The organism is Rhizobium sp. SVR5-9E (assembly GCF_056755095.1).
Map to the genome: position 1 here is coordinate 1 of NZ_JBNDHS010000180.1, position 4046 is coordinate 4046.

Here is a 4046-nt window from a genome sequence, read left to right on the forward strand (position 1 = left end):
CGATCGGTCCGGCTACTGGACCGGGACGCGCTAGTAGCACTCACGAACTAAGGGCCGAAGCGCAATGAGATCCGGAGCCCACACGACTTCTGCCGAGGACGAATGGCAAGAGGCGTTTTTTGGACATTCATCTCAATAGCACATAGGGGGTTTGGATCGATGACATACGCATCCCGCCGATGGTCAAACGGCTTGCTCAAACTGGTGGTCGCACTGGTAGCCGGCGCATCACTTCCACTTCCTATCACTGATGCTCGCGCCCAAGATAATCTTCTTGCTCAGTTTCCGCTGGTCATCCATTGCAAGTACAAAGACACGCAGCATGTCTTCTATATCTCGAGGATTTCGCAAGAAGGTGTGGCGACCTACGTGGCATCGGATCGACTTGCCGGTACGATCACCTTGGACGGACAGGCAAAGGCGACGGGTGGCGAAGAAGGGGGCAGCTGCCTAGGCAAGACCCTTAAAGAACTTCGCGACTCTGGCCAAGCGTACGATCTGAAGCAGTAATCGCAGCGCTCTCAATAAGCTCCCATCGGCGACAAGGCTGCTCTTGCAGGCGCCGTCCGCCCTTCCAAGACTTGCGGCCGTTTGATGCCGCTCTTTCGTCGTCAGCCGCGCGTGCCTAGATTCGAAAGACACGGCATTTGGAAGCGGGTCGTGCCTCCTCCAAGACGTTCCCGCCGAGGCAACAAGCAATTTCGGGCTGCAGAGCGTCCGCACGAACCCAAACCTAAGTATAATTACGACATTCGCCGGATCGTCTTATCTTTAACTCGTCGCCTCGATCCCTCCCGAGGCCGGTAGCGACCGCAGCTACCACGACTTCGCGGCGTCCCCCTCCGTCCGAAGTCTGCGGATCTCCTCCCATTGATCCGCCAGACCGCCCCTTTGCCCCGGGGCGGTCTTTTTTTGGCCAAGCGGACCGGTAAATGCTGGTTCAGATTGGGTGTACCGGGATGGTCGGCAGTTGGCACGGACTAGCTTCCATTGCTGGTGACGGCCGCGCGGCGGAAGAGCTTATCCGGGCCGGACGTCTCGCGACTCTGAGGCCGATCTGTCCCAGACCTTTGTATAGCTTTGAACCAATGCCTGGCGTATTAAGGTTGCGATCAACATTTTGGATGGATGGGCAGAATGTTGGGTCTTCGGATCTCCCGGCTTTTTAATCGACGCAATACTGTCGGGCATGACGCTGCATTGGGCTTCGTAGCCGCCGTGCTGGCGGTGGCGGTTTTCTATGTCGATACCTTTACCAGCACCAGAATTGCCATTGCCGTCCTCTATGTAATTGTCCTGCTGCTTGCAGGCGATATCATGACACGCACCGGCATCTTAACGATTGCCTGCCTTTGTGGTGCGCTGACTCTCTTTTCTTATCTTTATTCCCATGGCCTCGGCGCAGACATCTCCGCGCTTTCGCGCATGGTCGTTTCGATTGCGGCACTGTCGATCACGGCGGCGCTTCTTCTGCGCAGCGAAGCCTTTCGTGCCGAACTCATCGGTAAGAACGCTGCCCTTCGAGAAAGTGAAGCCCGCTATCGCGCGATCTTCAATGAGGCGCGTGTTGCCCTTTGGGAGCGCGATTATTCGATGGTTCGCGCCCATCTTATGAACGTGAAAGCCGCTGGCGTTGAGGATCTTCGCGATTATCTCCGCTCAAATCCGGGAGAGATCATTCAGTGCATCGGGCTCATTCGTACCGTTGCTGCAAACGAAGGCGCTCGGGAATTGCTTGGACCAAAGGCATGCGAGCCTGGGGCTGGCCGCAATTTTATCGTGCCCGACAACTCCTTCATTGATCAACTGGTTGCGATCTTTTGCGGAGACACGCATTTCGAAGGCAAAGGCAATGTTACGACCGACGCCGGCGAGACGAAACTGGTCCTCATCAGCATCCGTTTCCCGGAAGATGCTGACGCCTTTCACCGTGTCGTCGTGGGGATGATCGACATAACGCAGCGCGAGCTCACTCAGCAGGCGCTCGTGGAAGCGCGGGCAGAATTGACCCGAGCGTCGCGTGCCGCCACCGTTGGTGCTCTTTCCGCTTCGCTAGCCCACGAGCTCAACCAACCGCTCGGCGCGATCGTCGTCAACTCCCGCACGCTGCTGCGCTGGCTGGATCGTGATCCCCCCGACCTTGCAGCCGTTCAGCGTTCGGCCGAGCGGATGATCCGCGACAGCCAGCGGGCCAGCGATATCATCCACAACACCCGTTCCATGTTGTCGCAGACAGAGCGACCGGCCGAGTGGATTGATCTCGAAAAGCTCGTGGAGGAGACCCAAACCCTCATGGATCATGAGTTCCAGCGCAGCACTGTGCTCCTTGAGACCATCGTGGGGGCGGATCTACAAGCGGTGAAGGCGGTTCGGCTCGAACTTCAACAGGTGCTGATCAACCTGATGACCAATGCCATGCAGGCCATGGCTGACTGCCCCCACCATCCGCGCAGGATCGAGTTGACGCTGGAGCGCAAGGACGAACATTCTGTTTGCATCTCGATACGCGACAACGGGCCGGGCATTCCCGAGGAAGCAATCGCCAAACTCTTCACCCCCTTCTATACTACCAAGGCTTCCGGCATGGGCATGGGTCTAACGATCTGCCGCAGCATGTTGGAGGCGAAAGGTGGCCGACTTGATGGATTCAATCACCCCGAAGGCGGTGCGGTTTTCGAGATTATACTGCCCATAGAGGACGATAATGCCTGAACGGAAACAGCAAGTTCCGTCAATGACGTCCATCGTTTACGTTGTTGATGACGATCTCTCGATGCGGGAGGCGCTGGTCGATCTCTTTCGGTCGATGCGTATGGAGGCCATTGCTTTCGAAAGCGCCGCAGATTTCCTTGATCGTGCAGACCTTGCAAGACCCGGATGCATTCTTCTCGACGTCCGATTGCCGGGATTGAGCGGCCTCGATTTCCAAGCACAACTCGAGCAGATGGGAAGTCGGCTGCCGATCATCTTCATGACGGGATTCGGCGACATCCCCATGAGCGTGAAGGCGATGAAGGCAGGAGCGGTGGATTTCCTCACGAAGCCCTTTCGCAATCAAGACATTCTCGATGCCGTAACCGCTGCCATAGAACGGAACGCCGCTGAGCGAAAGGAAGCCGCCGCCACAGAAGCCGTCGTCGCACTTGCGCAATCTCTCACTCCCAGGGAGCGGGAGGTCATGCGCGCCGTCGTCAAAGGCTTGATGAACAAGCAGATCGCCTACGATCTCGGCATCAGCGAGATTACGGTGAAGCTTCATCGAGGCAATGTCATGCGTAAGATGCAGGCAAAATCACTGGCCGACCTGGTCCGCCTCGCAGAGATCGCCCAGACGGCAATGCCTGAAACCTAGACTCATGTATGGTGTTAATTTGTTGTGCGCGGGAGCATAGTTAAGCAAAAAAGGCCCCCAGCAAGGTATTCTGTAATTGTCCCACACATCCACTATTGCAATCGTCGATGATGACGAGGCTATCAGGGAAGCCCTCGACGATCTCCTAAAGTCATGCGGTTATAGGAGTCGGCTTTTTTCCTCTGCTGAAGCCTTTCTTTCCGAAGCGGACCGCAGAACGATCGACTGCGTGCTTGTCGATGTGAAGATGTCCGGCCTGAGCGGCATCGAGTTGCAGGCCTTGCTCAGCCATGATCCTGCCCGGCCTCCGATGATCTTCATGACGTCCTACAAGGACGAGCGAACCCGATCGGCCGTCATGGAGGGTGGCGCTTTCGCCTTTTTGGGAAAGCCGGTCGACGTTACGCAATTGATGCATACGCTCGAAGAAGCACTTTGCAGCAAACGTTCATAAGTTAGAGAGATCGTCTGATATGCTCGATGCTTGCCTGAACCGCAGATTTCGGGTCAGGTAGCGCATGCACTTCTGTCGCGAAGGGCTCAAAGCTGTAGGGGCCCTCGAAGCCCGCTGCCGTCAGCGCCTTGATCTGGGCGATGTTTTCCAGCCGGTCGGAGGCATCCAGGAGCACGCGATGGGCATCGAGCATGTCGTCAACCGCGACATGCGGATCGACCACGCCGGAGACATGCACCA

The 4046-nt window shown here is 56.9% G+C and carries 4 protein-coding genes and 1 pseudogene; 4 read left to right on the forward strand and 1 reads right to left on the reverse strand.

The window, feature by feature from the left end; translation table 11 throughout:
- The first annotated feature begins 159 nt into the window (after nucleotides 1-159).
- The 4 genes from ACPYOJ_RS33900 (at nucleotide 160) to ACPYOJ_RS33915 (ending at nucleotide 3806) form a co-directional block, all read left to right on the forward strand.
- The gene (locus ACPYOJ_RS33900) at nucleotides 160-510 is read left to right on the forward strand and encodes a hypothetical protein (protein WP_481420157.1); all 351 of its coding nucleotides are present in this window, start codon (nucleotides 160-162) and stop codon (nucleotides 508-510) included.
- Nucleotides 511-1137: 627 nt separating this feature from the next.
- Nucleotides 1138-2712 (forward strand): PAS domain-containing sensor histidine kinase, encoded by a 1575-nt coding sequence (locus ACPYOJ_RS33905; RefSeq protein WP_481420158.1) that lies wholly within the window; start codon nucleotides 1138-1140, stop codon nucleotides 2710-2712.
- The gene (locus ACPYOJ_RS33910) at nucleotides 2705-3352 is read left to right on the forward strand and encodes a response regulator transcription factor (RefSeq protein WP_481420159.1); all 648 of its coding nucleotides are present in this window, start codon (nucleotides 2705-2707) and stop codon (nucleotides 3350-3352) included. The genes ACPYOJ_RS33905 and ACPYOJ_RS33910 overlap by 8 nt, the downstream gene beginning before the upstream one ends.
- A gap of 76 nt (nucleotides 3353-3428) precedes the next feature.
- Nucleotides 3429-3806 carry a response regulator transcription factor gene (locus ACPYOJ_RS33915; RefSeq protein WP_481420160.1) on the forward strand — a complete coding sequence of 126 codons (378 nt, stop codon included), beginning with the start codon at nucleotides 3429-3431 and terminating at the stop codon, nucleotides 3804-3806.
- A gap of 1 nt (nucleotide 3807) precedes the next feature.
- Here the strand turns inward: ACPYOJ_RS33915 and ACPYOJ_RS33920 are convergent.
- A pseudogene (locus tag ACPYOJ_RS33920) lies at nucleotides 3808-4046 on the reverse strand (TIM barrel protein); the annotation flags it as partial.